The sequence below is a fragment of the Herbaspirillum sp. RV1423 genome (genome assembly GCF_000577615.1).
Lineage (GTDB): Bacteria > Pseudomonadota > Gammaproteobacteria > Burkholderiales > Burkholderiaceae_D > Herbaspirillum.
In genome coordinates this window covers 199,403-216,937 of sequence record NZ_CBXX010000003.1, presented here as the reverse complement: position 1 = coordinate 216,937, position 17,535 = coordinate 199,403, and the positions used below count along the sequence as shown (strand labels likewise).

The 17,535-nt window shown below is 62.9% G+C and carries 8 protein-coding genes; 6 read left to right on the top strand and 2 right to left on the bottom strand.

The window, feature by feature from the left end; translation table 11 throughout:
- Positions 1-5: 5 nt before the first annotated feature.
- From RV1423_RS04435 to RV1423_RS04425, 3 genes are read left to right on the top strand one after another with little or no spacing between them, the layout of a single operon-like run.
- Positions 6-3,182, top strand: a complete 3,177-nt coding sequence (locus RV1423_RS04435; RefSeq protein WP_034293582.1) for an MdtB/MuxB family multidrug efflux RND transporter permease subunit — start codon at positions 6-8, stop codon at positions 3,180-3,182.
- 12 nt (positions 3,183-3,194) lie between these two features.
- On the top strand, positions 3,195-6,416 hold the full coding sequence (locus tag RV1423_RS04430) for an efflux RND transporter permease subunit (RefSeq protein ID WP_034293579.1): 3,222 nt from the start codon (positions 3,195-3,197) through the stop codon (positions 6,414-6,416).
- Between the two features lie 26 nt (positions 6,417-6,442).
- Positions 6,443-7,897 carry an efflux transporter outer membrane subunit gene (locus RV1423_RS04425; RefSeq protein ID WP_034293800.1) on the top strand — a complete coding sequence of 485 codons (1,455 nt, stop codon included), beginning with the start codon at positions 6,443-6,445 and terminating at the stop codon, positions 7,895-7,897.
- 210 nt (positions 7,898-8,107) lie between these two features.
- Here RV1423_RS04425 and RV1423_RS04420 read toward each other — a convergent pair whose 3' ends face one another.
- A complete protein-coding gene (locus tag RV1423_RS04420; RefSeq protein ID WP_034293577.1) occupies positions 8,108-9,967 on the bottom strand; it encodes a chorismate-binding protein in 1,860 nt (619 codons plus the stop codon).
- A gap of 177 nt (positions 9,968-10,144) precedes the next feature.
- Between RV1423_RS04420 and RV1423_RS04415 the strand changes: the two genes are divergently transcribed.
- The 3 genes from RV1423_RS04415 to corA are packed head-to-tail and all read left to right on the top strand — an operon-like array spanning position 10,145 to position 13,491.
- Positions 10,145-11,554, top strand: coding sequence for a DHA2 family efflux MFS transporter permease subunit (locus RV1423_RS04415; RefSeq protein ID WP_034293575.1), 1,410 nt, complete (start codon positions 10,145-10,147; stop codon positions 11,552-11,554).
- A 20-nt stretch (positions 11,555-11,574) separates the two neighbouring features.
- Entirely contained in the window at positions 11,575-12,465 is an 891-nt protein-coding gene (locus tag RV1423_RS04410) for a DMT family transporter (RefSeq protein WP_034293574.1), read from the top strand.
- Between the two features lie 33 nt (positions 12,466-12,498).
- Positions 12,499-13,491, top strand: coding sequence for a magnesium/cobalt transporter CorA (gene corA, locus RV1423_RS04405; protein ID WP_231502048.1), 993 nt, complete (start codon positions 12,499-12,501; stop codon positions 13,489-13,491).
- Positions 13,492-13,561: 70 nt separating this feature from the next.
- Here the strand turns inward: corA and RV1423_RS04400 are convergent, their stop codons facing one another.
- Positions 13,562-17,527, bottom strand: coding sequence for a translocation/assembly module TamB domain-containing protein (locus tag RV1423_RS04400; RefSeq protein WP_081768687.1), 3,966 nt, complete (start codon positions 17,525-17,527; stop codon positions 13,562-13,564).
- Between the last annotated feature and the right edge of the window lie 8 nt (positions 17,528-17,535).

The window sequence follows — 17,535 nt, the reverse complement described above, 5'->3', positions numbered from 1 at the left end:
GAAGCATGAATCCTTCACGCCTGTTCATCCTCCGGCCGGTCGCCACATCGCTGCTGATGCTGGCGATTTTGCTGGCCGGCATCGTCGCCTATAAACAACTGCCGCTGTCGGCATTGCCGGAAGTCGACTACCCGACCATCCAGGTCGTTACGCTGTATCCCGGCGCCAGCCCCGATGTCATGACCTCGTCCGTCACCGCGCCGCTGGAACGCCAGTTCGGCCAGATGCCGGGCCTGAACCAGATGTCGTCGACCAGCTCGGGCGGCGCCTCGGTGATCACGCTGCAATTCAACCTCGACCTCAGCCTCGACATCGCCGAGCAGGAAGTGCAGGCCGCGATCAACGCCGGCGGCAACCTGCTGCCGTCCGACTTGCCGGCGCCGCCGATCTACAGCAAGGTCAATCCGGCCGACACGCCCATCCTGACGCTGGCGGTGACGTCCAAGACGCTGCCGCTGCCCAAGGTGCAGGACCTGATCGATACGCGCCTGGCGCAAAAGATTTCGCAATTGTCCGGGGTCGGCCTGGTCAGCCTGTCCGGCGGCCAGCGCCCGGCCGTGCGCATGCAGTTGAATCCGCGCGCCATCGCCGCGCTGGGCATGAACCTGGATGACATCCGCACCGCCATCGGCAACGCCAACGTCAACCAGGCCAAGGGCAGTTTCGACGGTCCGGCGCGCGCCTCGACCATCGACGCCAACGACCAGCTCAAATCGGCCGCCGAATACCGCAATCTCATCATCGGCTACAAGAACGGCGCGCCGATCCGCGTGTCCGACGTGGCCGACGTGGTCGACGCCGCCGAGAACATCCGCCTCGGCGCCTGGGCCAACGAATCGGCCGCGGTGATCGTCAACATCCAGCGCCAACCCGGCGCCAACGTGATCGCCGTGGTCGACAGCATCAAGAAAATCCTGCCGACGCTGCAAGCCAACCTGCCGGGCGCCATCGATGTGCAGATCCTGACCGACCGCACCACCACCATCCGCGCTTCGGTGGACGACGTCAAGTTCGAGCTGCTGCTGTCGATCGTGCTGGTGGTGATGGTGATCTTCGTCTTCCTGCGCAATGTCCCCGCGACCATCATCCCCAGCGTGGCGGTGCCGCTGTCGCTGGTCGGCACCTTCGGCATCATGTATGTGGCGGGGTTCTCGATCAACAACCTGACGCTGATGGCGCTGACGATTGCGACCGGCTTCGTGGTCGACGACGCCATCGTCATGATCGAAAACATTTCGCGCTACATCGAAGAAGGCATGGCGCCGTTGCAGGCAGCGCTCAAGGGCGCGCAGCAGATCGGCTTCACCATCATCTCGCTGACGTTCTCGCTGATCGCGGTACTGATTCCGTTGCTGTTCATGGGCGATGTGGTGGGACGGCTGTTCCACGAATTCGCCGTCACGCTGGCGGTGGCCATCCTGATCTCGGCGGTGGTGTCGCTGACGCTCACGCCGATGATGTGCGCGCGCCTGCTGCACCATGTGCCGGAAGAGAAGCAGGGCTGGTTCTATCACAAGAGCGGCGCCTTCTTTGACCGCATCATCGCGCGCTACGGCGTGGCGCTGGAGTGGGTGCTGGACCGCCAGCGTTCGACGCTGGCGGTGGCGCTGGGTACGCTGGCATTGACGGTGGTGCTGTATATCTTCGTTCCCAAGGGATTTTTCCCGGTGCAGGACACCGGTGTGATCCAGGGCATTTCGGAAGCGACGCAGTCGGTGTCCTTCGCCGCCATGGCCGAGCGCCAGCAGGCCTTGGCCAAAGTGGTGCTGGAAGATCCCGCCGTGGAAAGCCTGTCGTCCTTCATCGGCGTCGACGGCATCAATGCCACGCTCAACAGCGGGCGCATGCTGATCAACCTCAAGCCGCATGAAGAACGCGACATCAGCGCCAGCGACATCATCCGCCGCCTGCAGCCCAAGCTCAGAGAAAAAGTCCCCGGCATCACGCTGTACATGCAGCCGGTGCAGGACCTGACCATCGAGGACAGCGTCAGCCGCACGCAATACCAGTTCACGCTGGAAGACGCCAACGCCGCGGAACTCAGCATCTGGGTGGCGAAAATCGTCGATCGCCTGCACCAATTGCCGGAACTGGCCGATGTCGCCAGCAATGTGCAGGACCAGGGTTTGCAGGCCTATGTCGAGATTGACCGCGATGCTGCTTCGCGCCTGGGCATCACCACGGCGGCGATCGACAATGCCCTGTACAACGCCTTCGGCCAGCGCCTGATTTCAACCATCTACACGCAGTCGAACCAGTATCGCGTGGTGATGGAAGTCAAGCCGGAGTTCCAGAAGGGGCCGGACGCGCTCAATAGCATCTTCCTGGTCGCGTCCAACGGCAACCAGATTCCGCTGGCCAGCATCGCCAAGGTGACCGAGCGCACCGCGCCGCTGGTGGTCAATCATCTCGGCCAGTTCCCGGCGGCGACGGTGTCGTTCAACCTGGCGCCGGGATCGTCGCTGGGCGAAGCGGTCAAGGCGATTACCGCGGCCGAAAAGGAAATCGGCATGCCGGACAGCATTTCCACCAACTTCCAGGGCGCGGCGCTGGCGTTCCAGGCGTCGTTGTCGAATACGCTCTGGCTGATCCTGGCGGCGATCGTCACGATGTATATCGTGCTGGGCGTGTTGTACGAAAGCTACATCCATCCGATCACCATCCTGTCGACCTTGCCGTCGGCGGGCGTGGGCGCCTTGCTGTCGCTGATGATTTCGCGCAACGACCTCGGCATCATCGGCATCATCGGCATCATCCTGCTGATCGGCATCGTCAAGAAAAACGCCATCATGATGATCGACTTTGCGCTGGAGGCCGAACGCAACGAAGGCAAGTCGCCGCGCGAGGCGATCTACCAGGCTTGCCTGCTGCGTTTCCGTCCCATCCTGATGACGACGATGGCGGCCTTGCTCGGCGCCTTGCCGCTGATGCTGGGCAGCGGCGTCGGGTCGGAGCTGCGCCAGCCGCTGGGCATCACCATGGTCGGCGGCCTGCTGGTGTCGCAGGTGCTGACGCTGTTCACCACGCCGGTGATCTACCTCGGTTTCGACAGCCTGGCGCGCCGCATGCGCAAGCGTTTCGGGATGGAACGCAAACCGGACGAGGATGACAAGGATATCGATGGGCCGTCCGCGACAGCGCCGCTGACGCCGCCCCCGCAACCTCTGCCGCCGCAAGTCTGATACAGGGACAGCATGAATATTTCGCGTCCCTTCATTGAACGGCCCATCGCCACCACGCTGCTGACCATCGGCATCGCCCTGGCCGGCATGGTGGCGTTCAGGCTGCTGCCGGTGTCGCCGTTGCCGCAAGTCGATTACCCGACCATTTCGGTGTCGGCTTCGATGCCTGGCGCCAGCCCGGAAACCATGGCCGCCACCATCGCCACGCCGCTGGAGCGTGCGTTGGGCGCGATTGCCGGCGTCACCGAGATGACGTCGTCGAGTTCGCTCAATTCGACGCGCATTACTTTGCAGTTCGACTTGTCGCGCGACATCGACGGCGCTGCGCGCGACGTCCAGGCCGCGCTCAACGCCGCGCGCAACCTGCTGCCGTCCGGCATGCCGAGCAATCCGACCTACCGCAAGGTCAATCCGGCCGACGCGCCCATCATGATCCTGGCGCTGACCTCGGACACCATGACGCAAGGCCAGATGTACGACGCCGCCGACAGCATCCTGGCGCAAAAGCTGGCGCAGGTGCGCGGCATCGGGCAGGTCAGCGTCGGCGGCAGCTCGCAGCCGGCGGTACGGATAGAGCTTAACCCGAGTGCGCTCAACAAATACGGTATCGGCACGGCCGATGTGCGCACCGCGGTAGCCGCGACCAATGCCAACCGTCCCAAAGGCATCGTCGAAGACGGCGACCGCAACTGGCAGATATACGCCAACGACCAGGCCAAGACCGCCGCCGAATACGCGCCGCTGATCGTCTCCTACCGCAACGGTTCGCCGGTGCGCGTGCGCGACATCGCCGAAGTGAGGGATTCGGTCGCCGACCTACGCAACGCCGGTTCCGCCAATGGCAAGCCGTCGATACTGGTTATCCTGAACCGCCAGCCCGGCGCCAACATCATCGAGACAGTCGATGCCGTGAATGACTTGCTGCCGCAACTGAAAGCCTCGATTCCGCACGCCATCAACATGGAAGTGATGATGGACCGCACGCCGACCATCCGCGCATCCCTCAAGGACACCGAAAAAACCTTGCTGATGTCGATCGCGCTGGTGATCATGGTGGTGTTTCTCTTCCTGCGCAGCGGCCGCGCCACGCTGATTCCTAGCGTGGCGGTGCCGGTCTCGCTGATCGGCACCTTCGGCGTCATGTACCTGCTCGGCTACAGTCTCGACAACCTGTCGCTGATGGCGCTGACCATCGCCACCGGTTTCGTGGTCGACGACGCCATCGTGGTGCTGGAGAATATTTCGCGTCACATCGAGCAGGGCATGAAGCCGGTCAAAGCGGCGTTGATCGGCGCGCGCGAAGTCGGTTTCACGGTCTTGTCGATGAGCATTTCGCTGATCGCCGTGTTCATTCCTATCCTGATGATGGGCGGCATCGTCGGCCGCCTGTTCCGCGAATTCGCCGTGACCCTGTCGGTGGCGATCCTGGTGTCGCTGCTGGTGTCGCTCACCGCCACGCCGATGATGTGCGCCAAACTGCTCAGGCATCAGACCGAAGAGGAGCGCAAGCCGGGCCGTTTTTTCTCGGCCGTCGAGCGGGTGTTCGACGCCATGCTGCGCGGCTATGAGCGTTCGCTGGCATGGGCGCTGCGCTTTTCGCCGCTGATGATCGTGATTCTGCTGGCCACCATTGCCCTGAACGTTTATCTGTACGTCATCGTGCCCAAGGGCTTCTTCCCGCAGCAGGATACCGGTCGGCTGATCGGCGGCATCCGCGGCGACCAGTCGATTTCCTTCCAGGCCATGCGCACCAAACTCAATGAGTTCATTGAGATCGTGCGCCAGGACCCGGCCGTGCTGAACGTCACCGCCTTCACCGGCGGCGGCCGGCGCAACGGCGGCAGCATGTTTATTGCGCTCAAGCCATTGTCCGAGCGCAAGATATCCGCCGACAAGGTGATTGCGCGCCTGCGCATGAAGCTGGGCCATGTGGCCGGCGCCGCGCTGTTCCTGCAATCGGTGCAGGACATCCGCGTCGGCGCGCGCCAGAGCGATGCGCAATATGAATACACCTTGCAGTCCGACGACCTGGAGCTATTGCGCGCCTGGGAACCCAAGATACGGCTGGCGTTTTCCAATCTGCCGCAGTTGGAGGACGTGACTACGGACCAGCAGGACAAAGGGCTGCAGACCTCGCTGACCATCGACCGCGAAACGGCGATCCGCAGCGGCGTGACGCCGGAACTGATCGACACCAGCCTGAGCGACCTGTTCGGCCAGCGGCAAATATCGACGATCTACAGCGGCATGAACCAGTATCACGTCGTTATGGAAGCGGCGCCGCAATACTGGCAAAGCCCGGAAATTCTTAACAGCACCTACGTCAGCATCGCCAACAGCACCGCCAACCTGTCGCCGACCACTTCCGCGCTGGGCAAGCCGCCGGAGCTGACGGCGGGCGGCAAGCTCAACTCGAACTCGTCGCTGGCGCTGACCCTGTCGACGGCGGCATCCAGGCAAGTGCCGCTGACGTCGTTCTCGACCTTTGCGCCGACTACGACGGCGCTGAGCGTGAGCCACGAAGGGCAGTTCATCGCCTCGACGATTTCCTTCAACCTGGCCGAAGGCGTCTCGCTGTCGCAGGCGACCGAAGTGATCAACGACACGCTGGCGCGGCTGGGCGTGCCGACGGCGGTGCACGGCAGTTTCGCCGGCACCGCCAATGCCTTCCAGTCGTCGCTCGGCAGCCAGCCGATACTGATCCTGACGGCGCTGCTGGCGGTGTACATCGTGTTGGGCATGCTCTATGAAAGCCTGGTGCATCCGATCACCATCATTTCGACCTTGCCGTCGGCCGGCGTCGGCGCGCTGCTGGCCTTGCTGGCGACCGGCACCGATTTCAGCCTGATCGCGCTGATCGGCGTGATCCTGCTGATCGGCATCGTCAAGAAGAATGCCATCATGATGATCGACTTCGCCTTGCAGGCAGAGCGCACGCGCGGCCTGTCGCCGCGCGATGCGATCTTCGAGGCGTGCAGCCTGCGGTTCCGCCCGATCATGATGACCACCATGGCGGCCTTGCTCGGCGCGGTGCCGCTGGCGCTTGGTACGGGCGACGGCGCCGAACTGCGCCAGCCGCTGGGCATCGCCATTGTTGGCGGCCTGATCGTCAGCCAGATGCTAACCCTGTACACCACGCCGGTCGTCTACCTGTATATGGAACGTTTCCGCCTGTGGAGCAAGCGCCTGTTCGAGCGCAAAACGTCGCAGCACGCGAATTCGGGCGCGGCGTGAACCGCGGCGTCCATGGAGAAATGAAAATGACACATCGCACTTTGATTCTGCTTCCTTTGGTCACGGTCCTGGCGGCATGCTCGGTCGGTCCCGACTATGTCAGGCCCGAAACGGCGCCGGTTCCGGTCGCCTTCAAGGAGATGAAGGACTGGAAGCCGGCCCAGCCCAATGAACTGGCGATGAACGGCAAGTGGTGGGAAATGTTCGGCGACCCGCAGCTCAACGCCCTGGTCGAGCAGATCGATATTTCTAATCAGAACCTGGCGCAATCGGAAGCCAACTTCCGCAAGGCGATGGCGCTGGTGCAGGGTGCGCGCGCCGACTATTCGCCCACCTTGTCGGCGAGTGCTTCACGTACGCGCTCGCGTTCGTCAACCAATGGCAGCAACGGCACTGCGGTCAGGGACAATTATTCGTTCTCCCTCAACGCCGATTGGGAAGTCGACGTATGGGGCCGCGTGCGCCGCAATGTCGAGTCGAACGAAGCCAGCGCCCAGGCCAGCGCCGCCGACCTGGCGGCGACGCGCCTGAGCGCGCAGGCGCAACTGGCGCAGAACTATCTGCAATTGCGCGTGCTCGATGCGCAGCAGCAGTTGCTGGAAGACACCGTGGTCGCGTATCAGCGTTCCTACCAGTTGACGCAGAATCAGTATGCCGCCGGCGTGGCCGCAAAATCCGACGTGATCCAGGCGCAGACGCAATTGAAGACGGCGCAGGCGCAGGCGCTCGACAACAGTGTCCAGCGCGCGCAACTGGAGCATGCCATCGCCTTGCTGGTGGGGCAGCCTGCTTCGACCTTCTCGATCCAGCCGTCGCCGCTGGCGGCCGGGGCGCCGCCGATTCCTCGGGCCTTGCCGTCGACGCTGCTCGAACGCCGTCCCGATGTAGCCGGCGCCGAACGCCGCGTGGCGGCGGCCAACGCCCAGATCGGCGTGGCGCAGGCGGCCTATTACCCGACCTTGTCGCTGTCGGCGTCGGGCGGTTTTCAGACTTCCAACGGTCTGTCGAACTGGTTCACGCTGCCCAGCCGGGTATGGTCGCTGGGGCCGCAATTGGGACAGTTGATTTTTGACGGCGGCGCGCGGCGCTCGGTGACGGATCAGGCGATTGCAACCTATGACGGCGTCGCCGCGGCCTACAAGCAGACCGTGCTGACCGCCTTTCAGGAAGTGGAAGACAACCTGGCCGCGCTGCGCATCCTCGAACAGGAAGCCGCCGTGCAGGACGAGGCGCTGCAGTCGGCGCGCCAGGCCGTGACGCTGGTGACCAACCAATACAAGGCTGGCACCGTCAGCTACGTCAGCGTCATCACGGCGCAGGCCACGGCGCTGGCAAGCGAGCGTACGGCGCTGGACATCCTGAACCGCCGCATGGCCGCCAGCGTACTGCTGACCAAGGCCCTGGGCGGCGGCTGGAGCGAACAGAACATCGCCGACCTCGACCGGCTGGCGAGCCAGTCCGAAGAGACAAAGAAGAAGTAATCGGGGAATCTGCGAAAGACTAGCACAGCCTCAGGGCTGGCGCCTTTCAGTCAAACATCTTCCTGTCTATCTCCGTCGTCCCAGCGAACGCTGGGACCTGGTGTCGTAAGACGTCCGATACGACGCTGGGTCCTGACTTTGCGTCAGGACGACAGCAATGGGGGAGGTGAAGCTTGGCTGAAGGGGATATCCGCCCCGGGGCTGCGTTTTTTATGCCGGATCGTCCCAGACGATTTCGGCCGGCAACGCGCCGCGCAGGGCATTGCAGAGCATCACGCTGGTCGCATTGCGCAAATCGTTGCACGTGATGACACGCTCGCTCGCGGCCCATGCCGGATCGTCGAGCAGCACCGAACGCATGACGCCAGGCAGCGCGCCGGCCGCCAGCGGCGGCGTGTACCAGCGGCCGTCCAGTTGCGCGAAGACATTGCTGCGCCCGCCTTCGGTCAGCTCGTCGCGTTCGTTGAAAAACAGCGTGTCGAAGCCGCCGCGCCGTTCGGCGTCTTTCCAGGCATCGTCATAGATAGTACGGATCGAAGTTTTGTGACGCAGGAACAGATCGTCGCTGCGTGTCGGCGTCGGTGAAATGAATACTTTGATACGTGCATCGAGCACCGACAGCGCACCTTGCTGCAAACGGATTGCGCCATCGCGGAACAAGTCCAGCCGCAAGCGATGCGGCTGCGCCGTCGGCAATTGCGCGCATGCCGTGGTCAACGCGCTGCGGATCGCCGTTTCGTCAAATAAAAAATTGAAATACGCGGCCGAGCATCGCAAGCGTTGCATATGCCGGTCGAGATGGCGGCAGCCGCCCTCGCGGGTGGCGTGGATGGTCTCGAACAAACTGAAGCCGCTGTCGAGTCCGGTCAGGAAACCCGCCTTCAGGCGGCATTCGGCGAATTCTTCAGCGGCCTTGCTGTCGTGGACGATGCCTGCACCGACACCCATTTCACCTTTGCGCACGCCGTCTAGCGGCGCCTGCAGCACCAGCGTGCGGATCGGCACCGACAGGCAGAAGTCGCCCACGGCCTTGCCGGGCGGAGCGGCGTCGAACCAGCCGATCGCGCCCGTATACAGGCCGCGCGGCGAGGTTTCCAGTTCGCGGATGATCTGCATGGTGCGGCGCTTGGGCGCGCCGGTAATCGATCCGCAGGGGTAGAGCGCGGCGACGACTTCGGCAATGCCGGCATCTTCGCGCAATTGCGCGGTGATGGTCGAGGTCATCTGCAACACTTGACCGAACCGTTCGACCGCAAACAGGTGCGGCACCGCGACCGAGCCGGCGACGGCGATGCGGCCGAGATCGTTGCGCAGCAGGTCGACGATCATCAGGTTTTCGGCACGGTTCTTTTCGTCGTGGGACAACCGATCGGCGCGGCGCAGGTTTTCCTGTTCGTTGTCGCGCGTACCGTCATGCGCAGGCGCCGTGCCTTTCATCGGCTGCGCGAGCAGCTTGCCTTGCGTGTGGCGCGCAAACAGTTCGGGGGAGAGCGACAGTACCCAGCGTTCGTCCGGCAGACAGATCAGCGCGCCATAGGGCACCGGCTGGCGCGCGCGCAGTTTGTTGTACAGGCCGACCGGTGCGCCGTAGGCGTCGAAATGCAGGCGGTAGGTATAGTTGACCTGATAGGTGTCGCCGGCGGCGATATAGTCACGGATGCGAGCGATGTCGGCGGTAAATCGCTGCTCATCGACGCTGGCGCGCACATCGGCGATGCCGGCGACGGTTGCCTGTTCGGCGTTTTCCTGCTGCTGCAGCCAGACCGTTGTCTGTTCCGCAGTCAGTCGCCGGCAATCGGCGAACAGCAGGATTGCTGCCGCAGGACCTTGCGGTCCGTCATGAGGCGCGATCCCATGCATCCCCGCGCCGAGTTCGTAACTGAACAGTGCCACCGCATGCAGGCCATGCCGCTGCGCCGCCTGCATGTTCTCCAGCATGGCCGCCATGCCGCTGGCGTCAGTACAGCTCAGCGTGGCGCGGTAATCCGTGTACAGGCGCGAACGCGGCGACTCCGAGCGGGCTTCGCTATGGCGGCTGTCGTCGAGCAGGGCAAAGCAGGGGAGAGACATAGTCGTGCGTGCGTATTAACAAAGGAGTGCCGACGATTGGCGCGTCGGATGCGCCCGGCAGCATCATAGCTTAAACGGTATACTGGGCGACATTTCCATGTTTCGTCCGGTCCGGAGCGTTGCCGCATTCGTCGCCAGTCCGCCGGCTGCTCCGATTCAACTCTCATTTCTTGTCCGATGGCTTTTCAGCGCACATTCACCATTCCCCTGATCGTCGCTTGCGCCTTGTTCATGGAACAGATGGACTCTACCGTGATTTCGACCTCGCTGCCGGTGCTGGCGGTGGACATGGCGGTCGATCCGATTTCGCTCAAGCTGGCGCTGACTTCCTATCTGGTCAGCCTGGCCGTGTTCATCCCGATCAGCGGCTGGATGGCGGACCGCTTCGGCGCCCTGACGATTTTCCGCTCGGCGATCTGCGTGTTCATGCTGGGCTCGATCCTGTGCGGCATTTCCCTCACCTTGCCGCAGTTCGTCGCGGCGCGGTTTTTCCAGGGTATCGGCGGCGCCATGATGGTGCCGGTCGGACGTCTCGTCATCCTGCGCAGCGTCGACAAGCCCAACCTGGTCAAGGCGCTCAGTTACCTGACCATCCCGGCAATGTTCGGACCGGTGCTGGGACCGCCGCTGGGCGGCTTCATCACGACCTACTTCCATTGGCGCTGGATATTTTTCATCAATATCCCGATCAGCATTCTCGGCCTCTATCTGGCGACGCGTTTCATCGCGAACAGCAAGGCTGAACAGGTGGCGCCGCTGGACTTGGTCGGCTTCGTGCTGTCGGCGCTCGGTTGTTCGCTGGTGATGACGGGACTGGCCACGGCCGGGCGGCATCTGGTGTCGGGCGACATTTCGCTGGCCTGCGTGGTCCTGGGCGCCTTGTCTTTGGCGGCCTATGTCTGGCATGCACGCCGCACCGAGCATCCGTTGATCGACCTGGACCTGTTGAAAATCAAGACCTTGCAGGCGGGCGTCGGCGGCGGTTCGCTATTCCGCCTGGGCATCGGCGCGATCCCTTTCCTGTTGCCGCTGATGCTCCAGCTCGGCTTCGGTTTCAGCGCCTTTCAATCCGGGTTGCTGACGTGCGCTTCGGCGGCTGGGGCGATGTTCATGAAGACGATCGCATCCAAATTCCTCAAACGTTTCGGCTTTCGTCGCGTGATGGTCGTCAACGGCACCTGTGGCGTGATATCGCTGGCGGCCGTCGGCCTGTTCACCCAGACCACGCCGTATGCGGTGATGCTGATCGTCCTGCTGATCGGCGGCTGCTTCCGCTCGCTGCAGTTCACCAGCCTCAATGCGATTTCCTATGCCGATGTCGACGCACACAGGCTGAGCCAGGCCACCAGCATCGCCAGCGTGGCGCAGCAATTGTCGGTGGGCATGGGCGTGGTGCTGGGCGGTTTCGCCCTGCAGACGTCCAATCATCTGCAAGGACACGCCACGCTGGTCAGCCAGGATTTCTGGCCGGCTTTCCTGACGGTGGCGGTGGCGGCTTCCTTCTCGATTCCGTTGCTGCTGCGTCTTCCGCACAATGCCGGCGCCGAGTTGGCGGGGCGCGGCCCGGCGGCCAAGGCGCCGGCCTGAGTCCTCAACCCATCGATCCCATGCAGCTCAAATACAGTGTCTTTCCGATTAGCGCGATCCTGATCTGGTCTGGCAACACCATTGTCAGCAAAATGTCAGCGGGCGTGATCGAGCCGGCAGCGATGTCGTTCTATCGCTGGCTGTTGGCCGGTCTGCTACTGACGCCATTTTGCCTGCGCGGCGTGTTGCGGGAGCGCCACAGGATTCGTCCGCATTGGTGGAAAATTGTCCTGCTGGCTTTGTTCGGCATGGTGCTGTACCAAAGTCTTGCCTACTTCGCCGCGGCGACTTCCTCGGCTACCAGCATGGGCATGATCGCCTCGCTGATGCCATTGTTGACCTTGCTGCTTTCCAGCATTTTCCTGCGGGAACCGCCGACTTGGGGCACGCTGGCAGGCGGCGTGCTGTCGCTGTTCGGGTTGATGATCCTGATCGGCAAAGGGCATCCGGCCCAGTTGTTCACCAACGGCATCGTGTTCGGCGATCTGCTGATGCTGGTGGCGACCATCGCCTATGCTTTCTACGGCGTGTTGCTCAAGCGCTGGGCGCTGCCGATTGCCGCCTGGCATTTGCTGTACCTGCAGATATGGGTGGCGGTGCTGCTGTTGCTGCCGTTATGCCTGATGGCGCCGTACTCGCCGGTGACGGCGGCCAATCTACCGCTGATCCTGTACGCCGGGATCGCTGCCTCCATCATTTCTCAAATTTTGTGGATGAACGGCATCGCCCACCTCGGCGCCAGCCATTCCACCATGTTCATGAACTTGTCGCCCATATTTACCGTCATAATCGCCATGATGGCCCTGGACGAAGCCTTGCACTCCTATCATGCCGTCGGCGGCGGCATCACGCTGGTCGGTGTCATATTGGCGCAGACGCTGAGGCAGAGGATCGTGCGTCCTGCGGCCTGATCAGAACAGAAACAGAACGACAGGCACAACATCATGAACGTAAATACAATGCACCCGAACATGGTCATCAACTGCACGGCCTACAAGAACGGCAGGAAGCTGCGGGACGTGACGATCGAGGAAATCAGCGACGTACTGCAGGAGGACGGCACCTTCGTTTGGGTCGGCCTGCTCGAACCCAGCGTCGAACTGATGCGCGAGATCAAGGAAGAATTCAACCTGCATGAATTGGCGGTGGAAGACGCCTACGCCGCTCACCAGCGTCCCAAGATCGAAGAGTACGGGGATACCTTGTTCGTGGTCCTGCAGACCGCGCAGGTCGTCGACGAGACGGTGCAGTTCGGCGAGACGCACATTTTTGTCGGCGCGCGCTTTGTGGTGTCGGTGCGGCACGGCTCGTCGAAGAGTTACGCCAAGGTGCGCGAGCATTGCGAAGCATTGCCAGAGCGTCTGGTGCGCGGTCCGAGCTATGTGCTGTACTCGATCATGGACTTCGTGGTGGATAACTACGGTCCCATCATGGACGACCTCGAAACGCGCTTCGACAAGTTCGAATCGGAACTGTTCGAGCGCGATTCCGAGCGGGCTCATTTGCAGGACCTGTACCAGCTAAAACGCCAACTGATCAAGATACGCTCGGCGGCGGTGCCGCTGCTGGACGTCTGTACGCAACTGCTGCGTTTTCACGAAAACATCATCACCAAGGAAGGCAAGGTCTACTTCCGAGACATTTACGACCACGTGGTGCGCCTGATCGAAACCGGCGACCGCTTGCGTGAAATGGTCGCGGCGGCGATGCAGATCGATCTCGCGCAAGTCACCATCCGCCAGAACGAAGTCGTCAAACGCCTGGCCGGCTGGGGCGGCATATTGGCGATTCCGACCATGGTGTTCAGCCTGTACGGCATGAACTTCAAGTACATGCCGGAGCTGGACTGGCACTGGAGCTACCCGGTCGTGCTGGTCGGCATCGGCGGATCGTGCACCTGGCTGTATTATCGGTTGCGGCGCGTCGGCTGGCTGTAGACACAGGACGCAGGCAAGAGAAAAGGGCGGCGGAGATTTCCGGACCGCCCTTTTTTCATGAAACGGGTTCTCAATCGAAACGCAGGTTGTACAACACGTTCAGGCCGTTGATGGTGCCGGTGCGCGCCACCACCGACCAGCGCCGCGACAATTGCCAGGTGGCCTTGGCGATGCTCGCTGCACCGGTCAGGCTTTGCTCGTAGCCGACCGAGAGCTTCTCGGAAATCGCCTTGCCGAGATTGACGACCTGTTCATCGGAAAGCCCCGACTCGCTGGCGCCAATGGAGAACTGGTCGAGGCCGATGTCCTTGGCGATTTTCTTGCCGCCGAAATTGCCGACGAAGGCCAGCGCCTGGCTGCTGGCGGTGCGCTGGCCGAGGCCGGAACTGTCGGTGCCGTGGCCGAACATCATCCAAGACAGTTTTTCGTCGTCGGGCACGTTCGGTTCCGACACCAGGCGCACGCGCGGCTGGTTGGCGTTGCCGGTGACTTCCACGCCGGCCTCGACGTCCTGGTTGCGGCGCATGGCGAGGATGTTCAGGTTGGGATTGCTGATTGGTCCCTGGAAGTTGATGATGCCGCGCTCTATGTTGAGCTTGGTGCCGAAGGCTTCGTAAGTGCCTTCGCTCACGCGGAGCGTGCCGGCGGCGCGCAAGGGCATCAGCGGCTCGCTATGCACGTTCATCTCGCCTTGCAGACGCAGGTCGGCGCCGCTGCCGCTGAAGCGGAAGTTGTTGCCGAGATCGACCACGATGTTCATGACCGGCGCGAAACGTCCGGCTGGTTTTTCCGTCGCCGCCGCGAGTTTTTCCTTTGATGTCGCCGCCGCGCCGGCTTTGGCCCGGGTCTCGCCATCTTTGTCCTTGCGCACGATCACGACGTCGTCGCCGAGTTTGGGCGCGCTGCTCTTGGGCAGGTCGAACAAGGCCTTGTCGACCGTGAACTTGCCGTCGATGCGCAATTGCTCGTTGACGTTGGCCAGCCTGGCTTGGCCCGACAGCATCAACTGGCGGTCGGGACTGGCGAACAATTGCAGGCGGTCGGCTACGATGGCGGCGTTGAGGTCGGGGTCGGTATCGCCCAACCGCACTTTGCCGGTGGCGCGCAGGGTGCCTTCACCACCATGGAACTCGATCTGGCGCAGGTCGATCACATTGTCGTCCATGACGATGCGCACGATGCCATCCTTGAGCTGGATACCCTGGTCGAACAAGGTCACGGCAAGGCCGTCGCCGTTGACGGCGCCAGACAGGCGCGGCTTGGCGAGCGTGCCGGCGGCATCCAGGTCCATCGCCAGTTTGCCATCCAGGCTGTATTGCGGACCGAGCAGGGCGCCGATGGTTTTGATGTCTGGTACGTTCAGCCGCGCATGCGCCGTCAGCGGCGAATCCGGCAGCAGCGCCAGGATGCCGTCCTGCTTCAGGAAGCCGGCTTGTCCTTGCGCTTCCATCGTGCCGATGCGGCTGGCGGCGGCGCTGCCGCTGAACTTCGCTTCCTGTCCGGCCAAGTCGATGCGCAGTTGCAGCGCCGACAGGCCCAGCGCGACTTGCGAACTGCCGGTGTTGACGGACAGGTCGCCGCTCCTGCGCGCCAGTTGGATGAAGCCGCCGGCGGTTTCGGCGAGTGAGAAATTCCAGTCCGCATCGAGCACCAGATCGGTTTTTACCGGTATTGGTGTGCCGCTCAGCTCTTGTACGAGTTCAAGCACGCGGCCGACGTCGAGCGCCTTGGCGCTGCCTTCGGAGCGGATGCGGCCTTGTCGGTAACTGAGGCTCTTGAGATCGATTGCCATGCGGTCGACATTGAGCCGCGTCGTCCCGGCCACCAGCGTGTCTGCAGCGAGGGCCAGGCTCAGCGGCGAGGCCAGCGCGATACGGGGCACGCCCTGGTTTTCCAGCTTGTCGATCATACCGTTCCAGCCGTAGCCGTCTTTGTCTTCGGTGACTTTGCCGTGAGCGTCGAGCCGCAGCGCCAGCGTCTGGTTCTTCACGCGGCCGTCGGCCTGCATGGACAGTTGATGGCTGCCGTAGGTACCGGACAGTGCGATCTTCAATTGTTTCAGCGTTGCGTCGGGACCGCTGTAGCCTGCGCCGTCGACGCTCAGTTGCAGCTTGTTGGCAGAGGAAAAAGTGGCGGCGGCGAGATCGGTCTGGATGTCGGCCTGGCCGCCGAGCTTGTCCAGATGATGCCGGCCGAATGTCAATTGTTCGCCGCTATAGGTCGCGCGCAGGTTGGGGCGCTGCATCGTGCCGGTCAACCGGCCGTCCAGTTTCAGCAGGCCGGAAATGCCGAAGCCCAATCGCGCCAGTTGGGGCGCATCGATATGGACGTCGAGCCGGTCGGACGGCGCGCCGAATGCGCCCTTGAGCTGTACCTGATTGCCCGCCAGCAGCAAATCCAGGCTGCTCGGCAGCAGGCGCTTGCCAACCAGTTGCAGTTTGCCGTTGCCGCTCATGGGCAACTGGTCGTAGCTGCTGTCATGGATATTGAAGTTCAGCTTTGCCTGCAATTCCGGCGACAGCGAACCGCTGGTGTCGAAATCCATATTGATGCGCGCCGAGACGGCGCTGGTTGTGCCTCCTTTTGTTTTTCCATTCGCCGGTACGGCGCCGGTATGCACCCACAAGGCCGGATCGAAATTGCCGAGCTTGCCTTTGAATGCGAAATCCATCGCGCCGACGGTACCCAGCGTGCCGGCCAGTTCGAGGCGTGCTCCGGCAGTCGTCAATTGCACCTGGTTCAGCGTCACTTTATCGGCGGTGATCGCGGCGTCGGCCTGGATGTTGTAGCGTGCGTCTTGCAGGTTGAGGACGATATTCTGTACGTCTGGTTTCAACTGCACGCTGAGCGGGCCGCGCAACTGCGTCGGCTTGAGTTGCCCGTGGATCGTGTGCAGATCGAGAGCGGCAACCTGAAAATCGAAATTGCCCGTTTTATCCGCCGGGAGGAATTGTCCTTTGCCCGTGAGCGTGGCGTTCTTCAGCAATACGATGCGCAGATCGTGCAATTGCTGGCTGTCGACGCCAAGATCCACGGTCGCTTTGGCCGACGTCAACGGCAAGCGCTGCTGGTCGATGCTGCCGGGAATCGCATTGACGAGGACGACCGTGCCGGCCACGCGCAGATTGTCGGCCGTGGCGCCGGCCACCGGTTCGAGGTTCGCCTGCAGGCGCAGGTCGGCCTTGGGTGCGCCGCTGCTGAAAGTTTGCGGATTGATGTGTTGCAGGTCGATGTCCGCCTTCTTTAGCGGAACCGTGGCGAAGGGCGTCGCCACGATGTCGGCCGTGCCGTTCAGCTTGTCGCCGCCGGCGGTGAGCGCGACGCCCAGTTCTTGCAGCGAGCCGGACAATTGCGCCGCCAACTGGATTTTTTCCTGCTGATATGCACCTGCCAGTTCAACGCCGCCGCCGATGGCGAAAGGCCGCTTGCCGTTCAGGTGCAGCAGCGCCGTGGCCTGGCCGAAGGCGGTGTTCAGCTTGTCCAGCACCAGCGTATGTTGTACGCCGTCCGACGTGCCATGCAACTGAAGAGGACCGAGTTCGGTGACCGATGTGCCTTGTTGCAGGCGCAGTTTTTGCAGCGAAATATCGTTCAGGTCCAGCGCCAACGGTAGGCTGAGGGAGGAAGGCAGCACGGTCGGTTCAGGCGGTGCCGGTTGTTTGTTGATGTCGACCGTGCCGACATGCAGGTAAGCGACCCGCAAACGGCGCTGCGCCGGCGACAGGCGCCAACCGGCGTCGATGCTGTCGACGTCGAGTTGCATCGTGGCGTCGCGGTAGCGCAGGTTGCGCAGGCGCACGCCTTCGGCCAGATTGCCGCCGACATAGGCGCCGGACAGTTTTCCTTGCATGGCCCAGACCGCCGCACGCCAGGCGCTGCGCGTGCCGCTCTCGGTGCCGACCATCCACGCCAAGATCGCCGTGAGCGCCAGCAGCAGGGCGGCGGCGCCGAGCAGCAACCAGCGGCCGACATGCCTGGGCTTGCGTGGCGGCGGCAGGTCGTCATTGGCGAGGTCGGTTGCGGCTGTTGCAGTCATGCGTGCGT

What these genes read in the sequence shown, in the direction of transcription:
- RV1423_RS04435 (WP_034293582.1), top strand. Translation starts at nt 6, where the DNA reads ATGAATCCTTCACGCCTGTTCATCCTCCGGCCGGTCGCCACATCGCTG.
- RV1423_RS04430 (WP_034293579.1), top strand. Translation starts at nt 3,195, where the DNA reads ATGAATATTTCGCGTCCCTTCATTGAACGGCCCATCGCCACCACGCTG.
- RV1423_RS04425 (WP_034293800.1), top strand. Translation starts at nt 6,443, where the DNA reads ATGACACATCGCACTTTGATTCTGCTTCCTTTGGTCACGGTCCTGGCG.
- RV1423_RS04420 (WP_034293577.1), bottom strand. Translation starts at nt 9,967, where the DNA reads ATGTCTCTCCCCTGCTTTGCCCTGCTCGACGACAGCCGCCATAGCGAA.
- RV1423_RS04415 (WP_034293575.1), top strand. Translation starts at nt 10,145, where the DNA reads ATGGCTTTTCAGCGCACATTCACCATTCCCCTGATCGTCGCTTGCGCC.
- RV1423_RS04410 (WP_034293574.1), top strand. Translation starts at nt 11,575, where the DNA reads ATGCAGCTCAAATACAGTGTCTTTCCGATTAGCGCGATCCTGATCTGG.
- corA (WP_231502048.1), top strand. Translation starts at nt 12,499, where the DNA reads ATGAACGTAAATACAATGCACCCGAACATGGTCATCAACTGCACGGCC.
- RV1423_RS04400 (WP_081768687.1), bottom strand. Translation starts at nt 17,527, where the DNA reads ATGACTGCAACAGCCGCAACCGACCTCGCCAATGACGACCTGCCGCCG.